This is a genomic window from Flavobacterium anhuiense (assembly GCF_004151235.1).
Taxonomy (GTDB): Bacteria; Bacteroidota; Bacteroidia; order Flavobacteriales; family Flavobacteriaceae; genus Flavobacterium; species Flavobacterium anhuiense_A.
Window position 1 is genome coordinate 1 of sequence record NZ_JUIV01000024.1, and the last position, 12906, is coordinate 12906.

At 33.0% G+C, this 12906-nt stretch carries 14 protein-coding genes; 6 read left to right on the plus strand and 8 right to left on the minus strand.

All coding sequences use genetic code 11. The features are described from left to right. The first annotated feature begins 412 nt into the window (after positions 1-412). The 3 genes from NU08_RS20300 to NU08_RS20310 are packed head-to-tail and all read left to right on the plus strand — an operon-like array spanning position 413 to position 2770. Entirely contained in the window at positions 413-1027 is a 615-nt protein-coding gene (locus NU08_RS20300) for a hypothetical protein (RefSeq protein ID WP_129748879.1), read from the plus strand. A gap of 4 nt (positions 1028-1031) precedes the next feature. After that, entirely contained in the window at positions 1032-1322 is a 291-nt protein-coding gene (locus NU08_RS20305; protein ID WP_008464519.1) for a winged helix-turn-helix domain-containing protein, read from the plus strand. A gap of 59 nt (positions 1323-1381) precedes the next feature. Further along, positions 1382-2770: a DUF4173 domain-containing protein gene (locus NU08_RS20310; protein WP_129748880.1), complete on the plus strand. Its 1389-nt coding sequence runs from the start codon at positions 1382-1384 to the stop codon at positions 2768-2770. Between the two features lie 36 nt (positions 2771-2806). Here the strand turns inward: NU08_RS20310 and rluF are convergent, their stop codons facing one another. The 5 genes from rluF to NU08_RS20335 form a co-directional block, all read right to left on the minus strand. Continuing rightward, the gene (rluF, locus tag NU08_RS20315; protein ID WP_129748881.1) at positions 2807-3646 is read right to left on the minus strand and encodes a 23S rRNA pseudouridine(2604) synthase RluF; all 840 of its coding nucleotides are present in this window, start codon (positions 3644-3646) and stop codon (positions 2807-2809) included. Between the two features lie 107 nt (positions 3647-3753). Beyond that, complete coding sequence (locus NU08_RS20320) at positions 3754-4101, minus strand: antibiotic biosynthesis monooxygenase family protein (protein ID WP_129748882.1); 348 nt, start codon at positions 4099-4101, stop codon at positions 3754-3756. A gap of 74 nt (positions 4102-4175) precedes the next feature. Next, positions 4176-5033 carry an alpha/beta fold hydrolase gene (locus NU08_RS20325; RefSeq protein ID WP_129748883.1) on the minus strand — a complete coding sequence of 286 codons (858 nt, stop codon included), beginning with the start codon at positions 5031-5033 and terminating at the stop codon, positions 4176-4178. A gap of 171 nt (positions 5034-5204) precedes the next feature. After that, on the minus strand, positions 5205-5984 hold the full coding sequence (locus tag NU08_RS20330) for a zinc ribbon domain-containing protein (protein ID WP_091496387.1): 780 nt from the start codon (positions 5982-5984) through the stop codon (positions 5205-5207). A gap of 3 nt (positions 5985-5987) precedes the next feature. Beyond that, positions 5988-7082, minus strand: a complete 1095-nt coding sequence (locus tag NU08_RS20335) for a Nif3-like dinuclear metal center hexameric protein (RefSeq protein WP_129748884.1) — start codon at positions 7080-7082, stop codon at positions 5988-5990. A gap of 104 nt (positions 7083-7186) precedes the next feature. Between NU08_RS20335 and NU08_RS20340 the strand changes: the two genes are divergently transcribed. From NU08_RS20340 to lpxK, 3 genes are read left to right on the plus strand one after another with little or no spacing between them, the layout of a single operon-like run. After that, a complete protein-coding gene (locus tag NU08_RS20340; RefSeq protein WP_129748885.1) occupies positions 7187-7432 on the plus strand; it encodes a DUF2683 family protein in 246 nt (81 codons plus the stop codon). Then, on the plus strand, positions 7414-7695 hold the full coding sequence (locus tag NU08_RS20345; protein WP_129748886.1) for a Txe/YoeB family addiction module toxin: 282 nt from the start codon (positions 7414-7416) through the stop codon (positions 7693-7695). Before NU08_RS20340 ends, NU08_RS20345 begins: the two co-directional genes overlap by 19 nt. A gap of 4 nt (positions 7696-7699) precedes the next feature. After that, a complete protein-coding gene (gene lpxK / locus NU08_RS20350; RefSeq protein ID WP_129748887.1) occupies positions 7700-8713 on the plus strand; it encodes a tetraacyldisaccharide 4'-kinase in 1014 nt (337 codons plus the stop codon). Positions 8714-8746: 33 nt separating this feature from the next. Here the strand turns inward: lpxK and NU08_RS20355 are convergent, their stop codons facing one another. The 3 genes from NU08_RS20355 to lipA all read right to left on the minus strand — a co-directional run bounded on the left by NU08_RS20355 (position 8747) and on the right by lipA (position 12898). After that, positions 8747-10918: an ATP-binding protein gene (locus NU08_RS20355; RefSeq protein WP_129748888.1), complete on the minus strand. Its 2172-nt coding sequence runs from the start codon at positions 10916-10918 to the stop codon at positions 8747-8749. Positions 10919-10947: 29 nt separating this feature from the next. Continuing rightward, positions 10948-11943, minus strand: a complete 996-nt coding sequence (gene gap / locus NU08_RS20360) for a type I glyceraldehyde-3-phosphate dehydrogenase (protein ID WP_129748889.1) — start codon at positions 11941-11943, stop codon at positions 10948-10950. Between the two features lie 88 nt (positions 11944-12031). Next, positions 12032-12898 (minus strand): lipoyl synthase, encoded by an 867-nt coding sequence (gene lipA, locus NU08_RS20365; protein ID WP_129748890.1) that lies wholly within the window; start codon positions 12896-12898, stop codon positions 12032-12034. Positions 12899-12906: the final 8 nt, after the last annotated feature.

Sequence of the window (12906 nt, forward strand, 5' to 3'; positions counted from 1 at the left end):
ATGCCCCAAATAGTGTCTAACTTTTTGGGGCATGTTCATTAAGAATAGGCTTTTTCGGTTTTATAATTTGGGCGTGACCCCGACCCATCGAGAGGGCAAATATACTTTACGCTTATGCGCCCTCTCGATGGGTCGGGGTCGGGCTATCCGCGCTACTTCGGTAGCATGCTCCTATCCCTCACGCAGTCTCGTTTCGCAAGAAAGTTTCTCTCCTGAAAGGTTTTCAAAACCTTGTAGGTATATTTAGAAAGTTAAAACAAAGACGACTTTAGTTTTTTGATTCAAGCTCAGCTTCAAACCTGCAAGGTTTTCAAAACCTTGCAGGAATCTATATTGTTATCGAAAATATTTTTCTTTTTTTACTTGCCAATTCAAAATAAATAATAACTTTGTAATGCAAAGTACTTTAATTATGAATCAAAAGCACCAAGAAGATTTAGCACATATTCGTTCCATGATGGAGCGCTCTTCAAGATTTATATCGTTAAGCGGACTTTCAGGAGTTTTCGCGGGTCTTTCGGCTTTAATTGGTGGAATTTATGTATACCAATTGTTCAAGGCAAATGGAATGGATTATTTGACCGACGAGCATAGATTATATTCTGCTAATTTAGTTTCAGAATTATTCTGGATAGGAATCGGAATTTTAGTTTGCGCATTTGCATTTGGAATCTTTTTCACTATTAGAAAAAGCCGAAAATACAATCTGCCAATTTGGACATCTGCTACAAAAAAAATGCTATTCAACTTAACAGTTCCTTTGTTTGTAGGAGGTGTATTCTGTCTAGCGATGATGTATCACGGTTACTTCGGATTGGTTGCGCCATCGACTTTGCTTTTTTATGGTTTAGCGCTTATTAATGCAGAAAAATATACTTTTTCTGATGTAAAATATTTAGGTTTCTGCGAACTTTGTTTGGGATTAATTGCTCTTTTCTTTATTGGGTATGGATTGATTTTCTGGATTCTCGGATTCGGAATCCTGCATATCTTATACGGATTAGTAATGTTCAAAAAATACAAATAATTGAATGGGAATTATTGACAAACTAAATAAAGATTTCGAAAGCCGTGTCAGACTGGGTATTATGTCCGTTCTGATGGTTAACGACTGGGTAGATTTTACCGAGATGAAAACGCTTTTGAATATCACCGATGGTAATTTAGCGAGTCATTCTTCAGCATTGGAGAAATCTGAATATATCGAGATTAAGAAAGAATTTGTGGGCAAAAAGCCAAAAACATCTTATCAGGTAACACCGCTTGGCCGCGCGGCGTTTAAAGAGCACCTTTCTTACCTCGAAAAATTAATGAAATCTTAGAAACTAAAATTTTTTACCTAAAAACTTTGAATTACAAAGTACTTTTAAAAACTAAAATCATGAAAAAACATCAAATTATCTTCGCATGTACAGCGGTTTTCATACTGCTTTTTTACAACGAATCTGTTGGAATCAATATTTCTATTTTTGGCGTTTTGCTAACGCTATTAATTAGTTATTTCTTTCAAGAAAAGTTAGTCGACAGATCACATCTTATTTTAGTAATGACTTCTATTTTGTCATGTTTTGCCTTTGCGTGGTATGGAGATGCGGCATCGTTTTTTGCCTTGGCCTTATCAATTTTGTTTTTACAATTTAAAACACAAGATGGCGAACTCAAAACGATTCAAATTTTTCCATTAATAATTTTAAACGGATTTACATCAGTAGGACGTATTTTTCTTTTCAGCCAATGGCTTCCAGAAAGAAAAATTCATAACGATTTTGCTAAAAAATTAGTAGCGTTTGTTGTTATTCCAATCATTTTTCTTGGATTATTTTTTATCGTTTACTCTTTCGGAAGCGATCATTTCTCTTCACTATTTACAGACTATGAATTGGATATTAATCTGCCTCAATTAATTGCGATGTGCATTTTAGGCTTTTATATTTCATTCAGTTTTTGGAATTATTGGGTTCCAGATACTTGTTACGAATTCAATCCAAAGCTGAATAATGATTTCAGTGCTATTTCTGAAGTCAAAGACCAAAGCACTTTTTCTTTTCTTGATTTAGACTTCGAAAGAAAAAGTGGAGAAATCACATTGTTTCTCTTGAATATTATGCTTTTAGTTTTTATAGGAACTTACAATTATGAGCAATTCTTCGAAGTTGTAGAAAAAACAAACTTAAGCGCAGATACCCACGAACGCGTAAATGCTGTAATTTTTTCTATCCTTATGGCTGTTGGAGTAATCTTGTTTTATTTTAAAGGCGGATTTAATTTTGATGAAAAAGCCAAATCTTTAAAGAACTTAGCAAAAGTTTGGCTTGTACTAAACGTCATTTTAATTGTAAGTGCCATGATTAAGAATACAGAATATGTTTCTTTTTATGGTTTAACCTATAAACGTCTTGGAGTTTATGCTTTTTTAATCTTAGCTATTATCGGATTGGTAGTTTCATTTCAGAAAATCAGAAAACAAAAAACTAATGCTTATCTTTTCAATCAGATGGTTTGGTATTTCTACGGAACGATTCTTTTGTGCAGTTACATAAATTGGGGAAGTCTTGTTACCAATTATAATATTTCAGTAAACAAAGGAGTAGAGCCAGTTTTTTTAAGCGGTTTGAATTTCAATGATGATGTCCGTCGCGAATATTTGCAAAAGAATAATCTGGATGGAAAATATGCAGAAGCAGTAAGAGAAGAATTGATTTCGAATTATCAAAACTCAAGCTTTTTGTCTAAAGCTTTATATTATGAGTTTTTGGATAAAAGGAAATAAAATGAAAAATCCCATTCGTTCAGAATGGGATTTTCTTTATTTATTATCTCCTCTTTTTTTAAATCGAGGATCATGTTTTGAAACAAATGTTTTTCTTCTGGTTGGAGCTGAAGCTGAATTGGAACTTGAGCTTTCAACTTTAGGAAAACTTGCTTCTTCCGTTTTACTCGAAGGTTCAATTAACTGATTTAATTCTTTAATTTCAGCATCTGTTAAATCTCTGTATCTTCCAACTGGAACATCCAACGAAATATTGATAATTCGAATACGTTTTAAGGCCGTAACTTCGTAACCCAAGTATTCAGACATTCTTCTAATCTGACGGTTTAATCCCTGCGTTAAAATGATTTTAAAAGTGTATTTGCTAATTTGCTCTACTTTACATTTTTTAGTAACCGTATCTAAAATCGGAACGCCATTTCCCATTCGCTGAATAAAACGTTCAGTAATAGGTTTGTTTACTGTAACCGTATATTCTTTTTCGTGGTTATTTCTGGCACGAAGAATCTTGTTTACAATATCACCATCATTGGTCATAAAAATCAAGCCTTCACTGGCTTTATCCAGTCGTCCAATCGGGAAAATTCGTTTAGGATAATTAATATAATCAACAATATTATTTTTTACTTCAAGATTGGTCGTGCATTCAATTCCGACAGGTTTATTGAATGCCAAATAGATCATTTTTTCGTTTTTCTCAACGATTAATTTTCCGTCAACGCGCACTTCATCCTCTGGCGAAACTTTCGTTCCCATTTCCGGCACAGCACCATTTATTGTTACGCGTCCTTCTTCAATTAATTTATCAGCTTCACGACGAGAACAAAAGCCCGTTTCGGCAATAAATTTATTAAGACGTTTAAGATTTTCTTCCATACTGCAAAAGTAGGCAAAAGTTTAGACATCTTAGAATTTTAGGTTTTAGAAAAAAAACTTAGTCCCGATAGCTATCGGGATAGCAACTTAGAATCTCAACATCTTTTTTACGAATCATGAAAAATGGAACTGTCTTCTGGAGTTTCTTTTCTATCGAACATTCCATAATCACGAACTACAGATGCAATTCGTAAATGATAATCTTTAAAAACTTCATTTCGGCCTTTGGCTTGTGCGGCGCGATGCATTTCAATATTTCGCCATTGCTGAATACTTTCTTCATCTCGCCAAAAAGACAAAGACAAAACTTTTGAAGGATCGGAAAAACTTTGAAATCGTTCTATCGAAATAAATCCTTCAATATTATCTAATTCCGGACGCAGACTCGCGGCGATATCCAGATATTCTTCTTTTTTTTCTTCATTAGGAATCACTTCAAAAATTACAGCAATCATCTTTTCTAGAATTATGAATTATAAGTTATGAATTATGAGTTGAAGCAGAAAACCTTTGCACTTTTGAGCCTTTGTCACTTTGAGCCTTCAAACAAAAACTCAATCACTTTATTGTACAATTCATCATCATGCATTCCGTGACCTAAACCGCTGGTTTCAATAAATTGACTATTTTTCCAGCCTTGAGCTATTTTTTTTCCTTCTGCAAAAGCAACAATTTTGTCTGCCGTATCATGAGCAATGAAACCGGGAATTGTAATTTCTGATGCAAATTTTTGACCTGAAAAGTCTTCTAGCTTAAAGTTGAAACGGTTTATGAATTTACTTTCCAAAAGAGGCAACATTCTTCTATTCAAACTAAGCATCGAAATATAATTGTCAATCAAAGTTTTTAAATCTGAAGGAGCGCCAAGAATAACCATTTTGTTGATGCTCGTATTCGGAAACAAATATTGATGGTAAATGCATGCAGCACCACCAATAGAATGTCCAATGATAATTTCGGGCTGATATTTTTCTACCGCTTTATTTATGAATTCAGCATAAAGCGGAACATTAAATTCTTTTCCGCTGCTTTGCCCGTGTGCGGGTGCATCAATAGCTATAATGGTACTTCCAGATTTTTGAAGATGTGGTAAAGTTTTTTTCCAGCGAGCAGCATTGCTTTCCCAGCCGTGAACTAGTAGAATTTTGGTTTCATTTCCTTTCCAGACGTAGGTTTGGAAATGATGTTCGTTATGATGAAATATTTCTGTTTCTGTATGTCGCAAAACTTTTGGAAGTTCTTCTTTTTTTAATCGGCCAATTCGTGGTTGGCTGAAAAGTGCATACGAAAGTTCTGTAGCTTTCTGAGGACGAACGTAACTCAAAAAATTAATATAAGATCCAACTGATTTTAAAGTAATAAAACGAATGCCTTTTTTAATTCCCAAAACTTAATTTTTTTTCTAAAGGTAAAAAAAAAGTCTGCCACGAATTACACAAATTAGCACGAATTTTTTATTCACATTATTATAGGCAAAAAAATAATTAGTGAAAATTTGTGTAATTCGTGGCTAAAATAAATGCAAAAAAAAAGTCCCGATTTAATCGGGACTTGATATTTAGAATTTTGCGAACAATTGTTCCATTTTTTCTTTTTCTTCTTCAGCTAGTTGAGTGTCAACTAAGATTCTTCCAGAGTGCTCATCAGTGATGATTTTCTTTCTTGAAGCAATTTCTACCTGAGTTTGAGGTGGAATTGTAAAGAAAGATCCAGCAGAAGCTCCTCTTTCGATAGAAACTACAGCCAATCCGTTACGAACACTGCTTCTGATTCTGTTGTAAGCTGCTAATAATCTATCTTCGATTTGTGCAGCATATTCAGCAGATTTCTCAGTTAAGAAAGTTTCTTCTTTCTGAGTCTCAGCCATAATAGCGTCCAATTCAGATTTTTTATGTTTTAAATGAGAGCTTTTAGCATCAAGTTTTTCTTTTAAGTTAGAAATAACTTCTTTTTTGTGCTCGATAGAAGCTTTCATTTCTTTGATTTGCTTTTCAGCCAATTGAATTTCTAATTCTTGAAATTCAACTTCTTTTGTCAAAGAATTAAATTCTCTGTTGTTACGTACTGATTCTTGTTGTTTAGTGTACTTTTTAATAACCTCTTTATGCTCCTCAATAGCAATTTTCTTTGCTTTGATTTGCTCCTCAATCACTTCAAGTTCACCTTTCAGTTTCTCTGAACGAGTGCTCAAACCTGCAACTTCATCTTCTAAATCTTCAACCTCTAAAGGAAGTTCTCCTCTAACGTTTCTGATTTCGTCAATTCTAGAGTCAATAAGCTGTAAATCGTATATTGCTCTTAACTTGTCCTCAACACTTAATTCTTTCGTATTCGTCATATTTTATAAGTACTTAACTGGATTTGTATTTTCTTCCGATAAAATGATTGCAAAATTAAGAATTTTTTTTCGAAGATAATCAACAATATAATTTTTTGTATAGCGTTCGCTCTCAAAATGACCAATATCTGCCAAAAGTAACTTGTTTTCAGCTTCATAAAACTGATGATACTTCAAATCTGCAGTCAAAAAAGCATCGGCTCCAGCACTTATCGCATTTTTGATTGCAAAACTTCCAGAGCCTCCTAATACTGCTACTTTTTTTATTTTTTTTCCTAAAAAAGCAGAATGACGAATTCCGTCGGCAATCATTTTTTCTTTTACGAAATAAAGAAAATCTTTTTCATCCATTTCGGTTTCAAATTCGCCAACCATTCCTAAACCAATATTTTGATGAGAATTTTCGAGATTGTAAATTTCATAAGCGACTTCTTCGTAGATATGATTTGCAAAAAGTGCTTTTAAAATGCGGGATTGAAGATGTTTTTCAAAAACTACTTCAATTTTGATTTCTTCACCTGTGTGCAGTTTTCCTTTTTCTCCAAGTACTGGATTGCTGTCTTCGTTTCCTTGAAAAGTAAAAAAGCCTTGAGTGTTAAAACTGCAATTGTCATAGTTGCCAATTTTTCCTGCGCCTGCTTCAAATAAGGCATTTCGAACTTTATCGGCATTATCTGGAACGGTAAAAGTGACTAATTTTTGAATGAAATTTTGTTTCGGAATCAAAACTTTGGTATTTGTCAATCCTAAAGCATCACAGAAAATTTTATTCACGCCTTGCGAATGATTATCAAGCGCTGTATGAACTGCATAAATAGCAATGTCATTTTTAATTGCTTTTAAAATAGTGCGTTCAACATAATTTTTGCCTGTAATTTTTTTAATTCCAGAAAATAATATCGGGTGAAAACAAACTACCAAATTGCAGTTTTTAGCAACTGCTTCATCAATTACATTTTCTAGCGCATCATGGCAGACTAAAACACCAGAACATTCAGTTTCGGAATCTCCAACTAAAAGCCCAACATTGTCAAAATCTTCGGCATAAGCTAAAGGAGCCATTTCTTCAAGAACCGATATAATATTTTTGATTTTCATTTTGTGTTTTTCAAATTTTTATGAGTACAAATTGTTTGCATTAAATGTAAAAAAGTTTATACTAGCACAAATTTAGTACATTTGTAATATAAAATTTATAAGTTATGACAACTATAAAAATTAATGAACGTACGAAGACAGGAAAAGCATTTATGGAAATGTTCGAAGCTTTTTTTAAGGGTCTTGATGGTATCGAAATTGTCGAAACTGATAGTTATGGACAGGTTAATGAAGAGCCAAATATTTATAGCGCGGAATTTGTTGAGAAAGTAAAAAAAGCAGAAGAAAATATTAAGCAAGGAAAAACGACAAGATTAAATCCAGATGATATATGGGGAAGTATTTTGTAGAATTTGACGATATAGCTCGTAAAGATTTGAAAAATCACTATAAATCAGGAAATAAAGCTACCATAAAAAAGATTGAAAAAATACTTCTAGAATTAACTGAAACCCCTTTTTTTGGAGAAGGACAACCAGAAGAGTTGAAATATAGCCTTAGTGGATATTGGTCTAGAAGAATTAATCAAAAAGATAGGATGATTTATCGTGTAGAAGAAGATATCGTAACCGTTATTATAGTTTCAGCAATGGGACATTATTCAGATAAATAATTCTATGAACATACTTCGAAAAATACTTTTCCCATTCGCTATTTTATACGGATTCATAACCTCAATCCGTAATTTTCTTTTTGATAATGGAATTTTAAAATCGACTTCATTTGATCTTCCAGTTATTGCGGTTGGAAATCTAAGTGTGGGCGGAACTGGGAAAACGCCTCAAATCGAATATTTGATTCGTTTATTATCTGATAAATATAAAGTGGCTACTTTGAGCCGTGGTTATAAAAGAAAGTCAGAAGGTTTTGTTTTGGCTGACGACAATTCAAATGCTGAAATTTTGGGAGATGAACCTTTTCAGTTTTATCAAAAATTTCCAAATGTAATGGTTGCGGTTGATGCCAATCGCACAAACGGAATTATGCAATTACTTTCACAAAATGAAAAGCCTGAAATTATTTTGCTTGATGATGCATATCAACACAGAAAAGTAAAAGCTGGTTTTTATATTTTACTCACTTCTTATGGAGATTTGTATGCAGACGATTTTATGCTACCAACAGGAAATTTGAGAGAAAGCAGGAGCGGAGCAGAAAGAGCCAATATTGTTGTAGTAACAAAATGCCCTAAAATTTTAGCAGAAGAAGAGCAGGCAAAAATTAGATTGAAATTGAAGTTAAATGCTACTCAGCAAGTCTTTTTTACTTTCATAGATTATGATATAGTCATTTATGGTAAAAGCGAAAAAATTGCAGTTAGAGAAATTAAGTCAGAATCAAAATTGTTACTCGCTGGAATTGCAAAGCCGAAACCATTTTTTGATTATTTAAAAAATGAAATCGATGAATGTCTTACTTTTCCAGATCATCATCATTTTTCTGATGCCGATTTAGATTCGATTCTACGCAAGGCAAACGGAAGAAAAATTATTACTACCGAAAAAGATTATGTGCGCTTAAAAGATTCGGATCTGGTTGATCAGTTATATTATCTGCCAATAAAAAGCTCTTTCATCAATCATCAGCAAGATTTTGATGCCACAATTTTAGAGTATATAAAGAAAACTTAGAATCTCAGTATCTCAGAAACTTAGGAATCTTAATTAATCAAAAAACTTAGCAATAGTGCTATAGAATTCGTCTGGAACAAAAGGTTTTGTGATTACATCATCCATTCCGTAAGAAAGAAGCATGTCTCGATTTTCGTCAAGAGAAATTGCTGTCAATGCTATAATAGGAGTGGCTTTATCAAATTCACGAATCATTTTTGTTGCTGTAGTTCCGTTAATGCCAGGAAGATGTACATCCATTAAAATCATATCAAAGCGTTTGATTTTTAAAAGTTCTACAGCATCTTCCCCATTGTCAACAATCTCGCAAGTAATGTTTTTATTTTCCAGCATTTTACGAGTGATCATTTGATTGATTTTGTTGTCCTCAATCAATAAAATAGATTTGTTTTTCAATTGTTTATCGTTATATGGTTTTACTTCTTCAATTACTTCCAATGGTTCGTTGTTGATTTTAAAATTCAACTTGAAGGTAAATGTAGATCCTTTACCTACTTCACTTTTTAATTTTATTTCGCCTCCTAGAAGTTCTATTAATTTTTTTACGATAGTAAGGCCAAGTCCTGTTCCGCCATATTTTCTATTTACTTCGATGGAACCTTGAGAAAAACTTTCAAAAACAGATTGTAGCTTATCCTCCGGAATTCCAATTCCAGTATCCACAATTTCAAAGTAAATAGTTGCCTCATCTTCTTCTTGTGAATATAGTTTTGCGATAACATTTACATGTCCGTTCTGGGTAAATTTTAAGGCATTGTTTATTAAATTAAGTATGATCTGAGATAGTTTTGTGGGATCTCCAATTAAATTGTCTGGAATTGCTTTGTCTATCTCTAAATTAAAGTAGTTTTTGTTGGCTGTAGCCAGCTCTTTTAGTGAACTTTGAATATTGAAAAGCAATTCTTTTAAATTGAAACTGATATTTTCAATTTCTACTTTAGTAGAATCAATTTTATTGATCTCAAGGATTTCATTGATAAAAGTAGTCAAATAATTCCCAGAGAATTTTAAAGATTCTAAGTACTTCAATTGTTTTTTCTTTGGCTTGTCTTCAAGCAAAATATGAGTAATTCCGTTAATGGCATTCAATGGCGTCCGGAGTTCATGGCTTACTGTAGACAAAAATTCAGATCGGGCTTTCGAAGCTTTTTCTGCTTTGTTTTTGGCTAAAATTAATTCTTTATTTTTTTCGCGAAGCAGTAAATTATTCTGATTTCGTATAATATTGTTTTTGTACAAAGCCAGACTCAAAAGTGATAAAATCGAAATTAAGGCAATTGCCAAAATGCTGACTAATTTAGAATAGCGATAAGTTTTAAGTTGGAATTTCTCTTCGCTTTCTCTTTTTATCGTATTGTTTAAAGATTGATTTTTTTTGAATTTTTCATATTCGTCCAAATCAATTTTGGCATTTTTTAGTTTTAAAAGATAATTTTCAATCTGATAATGTTCGTCTAGATAAGAATACGCCAGATCATAATTTTTATTCTGTTTGTAGTACTGGCTTATCGCTAAAACAATTTTCGATTTTTTTGGAAGATCATTGATTTTGTTGTTATAATCTAGTGCTTTGTCAAAATAGACAATAGCCGAATCATTTCTTTTAAGCTTTCCTTCAATTAAACCAAGCTGATAATAAGCGTCTACTTTTGTTTTTAAATTTGCGTTGTTATCTGGCTTTGCGGTAATTATTTTAAAAGTTTTTAAAGCAGATTTAAGATCATTATTGGTTTTAAATGCCAAAGCTTTTTGATAACTTAATGCTTCTGCATTGTCTTTAAGATCTAACTGTTTTAATAAATCTTGGGCTTTTGTATAATAAGCAGCAGCTGTTTTATAATCGCCCTTTGCGGTATTGGTTACACCAATATAATGCAGGGCCAAAACTTTTGTGCAGCTCGGCTTTAGAGTGTCAAATAAAGAAACTGTTTTATGAAAGTTTTTTAAAGCGTCCTCAAACTTTTTTTGATTATAATAAATCTTGCCAAGCTTGAAAGTCTGATTGGCCAAATTCTCTTTTTTGCCATTTTCTTCGCAAAAATTAATAGATTTTTCAGTATAAAAAATAGCTTGACTGTACTTTTTATTATTTAGGTTGCTGTTTGCTAGCTTGTTATAATAGGTCACGCTATCCGTATTCTTTTTGGCTTGAGAATACAAAAACGAGTTAAAAAAACAAACAACAATAAAAAGACAGTATTTCATGTATGGCAATGCTTTTACAATGAATCTTATTATTTTCTTACCAGTAAAATTAAATCAATCAATCTTGATGAATAGCCAATCTCATTATCATACCAGCCTACAACTTTTACCATTTTGTCGATAACCGAAGTTAGCTGAGCATCAAATAAACAAGAATGTGTGTTGCCAATTACATCAACCGAGACAATCGGATCTTCGGTATAATCTAATATTCCTTTTAAATTTGTTTTTGAGGCTTGTTTAAATGCTTTGTTTATTTCTTCAATGCTAACAGCACGTTTTACATTGAAGGTTATGTCTGTTAATGAACCGTCTGGAACTGGGACTCTAATACCACAGCCACCCATTTTATTATGCAATTTAGGAAAAATTTTTGTTAATGCCTTAGCTGCACCTGTTGTTGTTGGAACAATCGACTGGCTAGCGCCTCTCGCACGGCGTAAATCCTTATGTGGCTGGTCGTGAAGGCTTTGGTCTGTCGTGAAAGAATGTATAGTTGTAATGTATGCTTGTTCAATTCCGCACAATTCTTCAATAATTTTAATCATTGGTGCAGCATTGTTTGTTGTACAGCTTGCATTTGAAACTATATTTTCGGTTCCGTCCAAAATATGTTCGTTTACTCCAAGAACTACTGTTTTTATAGTATCTACTTCTGAAGGAGCTGAAAGAATTACTTTTTTTGCTCCAGCTTCAAGATGCGCATTTAACTCTTCATGCGTTTTATACTTGCCCGTCGATTCGATTACAATATCAATCGAATGTGATTTCCAATCTATATTTGAAATACTTTTTTCGTGAAAAAAGAAAAAATGCCTTCCGTCTACAATAATGCTATTTTCGTCATGACTTACTTCATACGGCAAAACTCCATGAATACTGTCATATTTAATTAAATGCGACATGGTTTTGTTGTCAGCAATGTCATTTATAGCAACGACTTCAATTTCAGGGTGATTTAAAAGCAATCGGAATAAGTTTCTGCCAATTCTTCCAAATCCATTAATAGCAATTCTTGTTTTCAATTATTTGGTTTATTCGTTTAATTGGTTAATCGTTTAATTGTTTTTAAACCGTTAAACGTCTCTACGATTAAACGATTAACCTAAAAATTTATAAAATATGTTTTTGTGCTTTGTATGAAGAACGAACAAGAGGTCCGCTTTCGACATGTCTGAAACCTAATTCAAGACCAAATTGTTCATATCTGGCAAATTGTTCAGGCGTAATAAATTCTTTTACAGGAAGATGTTTTTTACTTGGCTGTAAATACTGTCCAATGGTTACCACATCAACATTTACATTTTTTAAATCTCTCATCGTCTGGAAGACTTCTTCTTCAGTTTCTCCAAGACCAAGCATAATTCCAGATTTTGTTCTGTTGATTCCTTTTTCTTTCAGATAACGAAGCACTTCTAAACTTCGGTCATATTTTGCCTGAATACGAACTTCGCGAGTCAAACGTCGTACTGTTTCCATGTTATGAGAAACCACTTCAGGATTTGCTTCTACAATGCGATCTATATTTCTTTCAATTCCTTGAAAATCTGGGATTAAAGTTTCAAGCGTAGTTTGAGGATTCATTCTGCGGATTGCTCTAACAGTTTCCATCCAAATGATAGAACCTCCATCTTTCAAATCATCTCTGTCAACACTAGTAATAACAGCATGTTTAATATTCATAATCTTAATAGAACGCGCTACTTTTTCAGGTTCGTCCCAATCTACTGTTTCAGGTCTACCGGTTTTTACACCGCAGAATCCGCAAGAACGCGTGCAGACATTTCCTAAAATCATAAAAGTCGCTGTTCCTTCACCCCAGCATTCTCCCATGTTTGGGCAGCTTCCAGAAGTACAAATGGTATTTAAACTATATTTATCAACTAAACCTCTAAGTTCAGTATATTTTTGTCCGATAGGTAATTTTACTTTTAACCACTTAGGTTTTGTGGTTTGTGTATTTTCAGCGACTGTTTCCATATATCAAT